We start from the raw sequence: 2,256 nt of genomic DNA, 5'->3' as shown, positions 1-2,256 counted from the left end.
CGGTCACCGCAATCTCTTTGATATCATATCCAATGTAAGTAAACACTAAAGTGGCAGGCTCATCAGGTACAGTAATAGTGTAGCGGCCGTTTACATCTGTGCTAACGCCTACCGAGGTGCCCTTCAGTCGGACACTGACGCCAATAAGTGCTTCGCCCTTGGTGTCAGTTACCTGGCCACGAATATCCAGGGGAGCAGCCTTATCTAAAAGTCGATTAATATCGACAATGGCAGCTGATGATAATGAAGCAGTTCTCTTCTGGACAACGATGGTGTTATTGCTAATAGTATAGGTTAGAACCTGGTTAGAAAATGACTTCTCGAGCACTTCAGTGAGAGGCGCGTTTGTTACATTAATACTAACTGGCTTAGCCTCATTTATGAGGGGTGTAATATACACAAGGTCATAGCCGGTCTGGCTTCCAATCTCTTTAAGTACGGTCTCAAGTTTAGCATTTCTAAACTTGAGACTCACTGTTTGAGAAAATGATGTAGCACTGCTTATTTGAAGTAAGGCAGTGATCAATAAAACAAAAGTCAGTTTTATCATCAACAAAATTTTAATTAAGTAATCAGACGACCTCCATAGAGTTAATGCGTAGATTTTCATATCTTTGCGTGTTTGGGATTAGTAAAACTTGTTCACAACATTTAAATTGGTAACCCAAATTCGCCAGGAGCGTTGCAACCGTTCCTGGTTTTTTGTTGATTACCTTTAGCCTTTTATTGGTCAAATTCATGGCATAACGGTAACCCTCCTTCCTTCGACCTTAAAATGAACGGCATTGGTTAGCTGGAGCGCGTTAAGCACTTCCGAGATGTTATTTGATCTGGAAATATTCCCTCCAAAACCAACAACCGGTATATCTTTTTCGTAACTCACTTCCACATCATACCAACGGGATACTTTCCGCATAATGCTCCGGATATCTTCATTCTTAAACAGGAAGTATCCATTCTTCCATGCAACTACTTCTTCCGTATCGGCCTCGACAACTTTCGCAGCTGAGTTCACAGGCTGAAATTGCTGTCCCGGCCCTAACATCACTACTTTATCCTTATAGATAATTTTAACAGAGCCTTCTATCAACGTGGTTTTGATAACGCCTTCGTCTGAATAGGAATTAATATTGAACTGGGTGCCGAGTACCTCCACGATCTGATCCTTGGTAATTACTTTAAAAGGCTTGCGTTTATTTTCCGCCACATCAAAAAATGCCTCTCCTGTTAGTTCAACTTCGCGGGAATTCCCAGCAAAAAGAGCAGGGAAACGGAGGGAGGAGGAAGCATTCAGCCACACTTTGCTGCCATCAGGCAGATTCAATTGATATTTGCCGCCTTTCGGTGTTTCAATTTTATTATAAACAATCTTTATTTCTTCCTTGACTGATATTTTTTCTGATCCGGTAGTGGCAAAAGAATAAAGTAGCATGCCATCAGAGGTTTTCTGGATGCTTACTCCAGCCTGCTTAGCCAGAATCCCGTTCTTTGCGTTATCCAGGATGATGCGGGAACCATCTGACAAGGTTAATACGGCCTTATCCCCGCCGGGAAGGATTATCCTTTGTTGCGGACTATCTATCTGCTTTACAATTTTAAGATTTGGTGATCTATTCGTATAGAAATATAATCCTGTAGAAAGAATAAGCAGGATACTTGCAGCAATTCCAAGTTGTTTCCACATCCCAGTTATTAGGGTGGGTGTTGCGCCGTCTTCATTTGCATCTTCGAGGCTAAACCTCTTATCATCGATAATATTCTGATAAATTAATTCCTTTTCTTCAGGACTTAACACATCGTGGTTTTTCATATTCTGAAAAACATGGTCAATTGCGGTCGTCAGGTTACTTCCCTGCTGATTTTCACGGATATACCTAATTAACTGATCATAATCCTCCATGGAAATACTGCCTTCGGCAAACAGGATTAGCAGCTGATCTAATTTTTCCTGACTCATAGTAATTTTCCCCAGAGGATGATTTATATATGGGAGTACACCGCAAAAGCCCGGGCGGACTAGTGTAGTTGAAATTATTTGAAAATAAAAGGCACAATAACTACAAAAACGCTTTTTGCAATTGGCTCTTCAAAGTCTTAAGGGCAGCAACCAGGTGGTTTTTGACAGTATTACGGGAAATCAGCAGTTCTTCGGCGATTTCGTCGTAACTAAGGTCCTGTTGCCTGCTCATCCGGTAGACGAGTTGTTGTTGTTTAGGCAATTTGATCAACACTTTTTCGGTGAAACGCTGAAGGTCA

General features: G+C 41.4%; 3 protein-coding genes. All 3 read right to left on the bottom strand.

All coding sequences use genetic code 11. The annotated features are described in order from the left end of the window. Positions 1 to 550: carboxypeptidase-like regulatory domain-containing protein (locus WKF69_RS14055; RefSeq protein WP_340382708.1), on the bottom strand; the 550-nt coding region annotated here is incomplete at its 3' end. Positions 551 to 736: 186 nt separating this feature from the next. Next, complete coding sequence (locus WKF69_RS14050; RefSeq protein ID WP_340382707.1) at positions 737 to 1,957, bottom strand: FecR family protein; 1,221 nt, start codon at positions 1,955 to 1,957, stop codon at positions 737 to 739. Positions 1,958 to 2,057: 100 nt separating this feature from the next. Then, positions 2,058 to 2,256, bottom strand: a 199-nt coding sequence (locus WKF69_RS14045) for a sigma factor-like helix-turn-helix DNA-binding protein (protein WP_340382706.1), incomplete at its 5' end; no start/stop codon positions are given.

Origin of the sequence: Daejeonella sp., assembly GCF_037719425.1 — a bacterium.
In the GTDB taxonomy this organism is placed as follows: domain Bacteria; phylum Bacteroidota; class Bacteroidia; order Sphingobacteriales; family Sphingobacteriaceae; genus Daejeonella.
This window is presented reverse-complemented; position numbering and strand designations above follow the sequence as displayed.

Coding starts and splice junctions, on each gene's coding strand:
- WKF69_RS14050 (WP_340382707.1), bottom strand. CDS start 1,957: ATGAGTCAGGAAAAATTAGATCAGCTGCTAATCCTGTTTGCCGAAGGC.